The following is a 1331-nucleotide window of genomic DNA, read 5'->3' as shown; positions in this document are numbered from 1 at the left end:
TTTGACCTGGTCATCCGCGGCCAGCGCATCCTCACCACCGCCGGCCTTGCGCCACGTGAAGTGGGTGTGCGCGGCGGGAAGATCGTGGCCATCGAACCCCTCGGTAACGGGCTCGCCGGCGCCGAGCTGATTGAGCTCGCTGACGACGAAACCCTGATCCCCGGCCTGGTGGACACCCACGTCCATGTCAATGAGCCCGGCCGCACCGAGTGGGAAGGGTTCGCCTCCGCCACCCGGGCAGCGGCCGCCGGTGGCGTGACCACCATCATCGACATGCCCCTTAATTCCATCCCGCCCACCACAACCGTGGAAGGCCTCAAACTCAAGCGGGAGGTGGCCGAGGACCAGGCATTTGTGGACGTCGGGTTCTGGGGCGGCGCCATTCCGGGCAACAAAGCGGACCTGCGCCCGCTGCACGATGAAGGCGTCTTCGGGTTCAAATGCTTCCTGCTGCATTCCGGTGTGGACGAGTTCCCGCACCTGGACGCGGATGAGATGGAAGAGGACATGGCCGAGCTCAGGTCCTTCGACTCCCTCATGATCGTCCACGCGGAAGATTCGCACGCGATCGACCGTGCCCCCCATCCGGGAGGCGACCATTACGAAACGTTCCTGGCCTCGCGCCCGCGCGGTGCCGAGAACAAGGCCATCGCGGAGGTGATTGAGCGGGCCCGCTGGACCGGTGCCAGGGCGCACATCCTGCACCTCTCGTCATCGGACGCGCTGCCCATGATTGCCAGCGCGAAGCGCGACGGCGTTCAGCTTACCGTAGAGACGTGCCCGCACTACCTGACACTCATGGCCGAGGAAATCCCCGACGGTGCCACCGCGTACAAGTGCTGCCCGCCCATCCGTGAAGCGGCCAACCGCGAGCTGCTCTGGCAAGGCCTGCAGGAAGGCACGATCGACTGCATCGTCTCTGACCACTCCCCGTCCACCCTGGACCTCAAAGACCTTGAAAACGGCGACTTCGCCGTCGCCTGGGGCGGCGTCTCGTCCCTCCAGCTGGGCCTGTCCCTGATCTGGACCGAAGCCCGGCACCGCGGCATTCCGCTGGAAAAGGTCGTCTCGTGGATGGCCGAGAAACCGGCAGCACTGGCCCGGCTGTCCACCAAGGGCCAGCTCGCCCTCGGTTACGACGCCGATTTCTCCATCTTCGCGCCCAACGACGCCTTCGTGGTGGACGTTTCCAAACTCAAACACAAGAACCCCATTACCCCCTACGACGGCAAAGCACTCTCCGGCGTGGTCCGCAAAACCTTCCTGCGCGGCAGCATCGTGGACGGCAAAACCGCCACCGGCAAGCTGATTCGCCGCGGCGGTATCTGAGG

General features: G+C 65.2%; 1 protein-coding gene. It reads left to right on the top strand.

Going from position 1 to position 1331, the window contains the following annotated elements:
* A partial coding sequence (allB, locus tag ACZYZE_RS18900) for an allantoinase AllB (protein ID WP_463909558.1) occupies window positions 1–1329 on the top strand: 1329 nt, incomplete at its 5' end.
* Window positions 1330–1331: the final 2 nt, after the last annotated feature.

The organism is Pseudarthrobacter woesei, from assembly GCF_055412745.1.
Note: the sequence above shows the minus strand (reverse complement) of the source record. Positions and strands in the feature narration are given on the sequence as shown.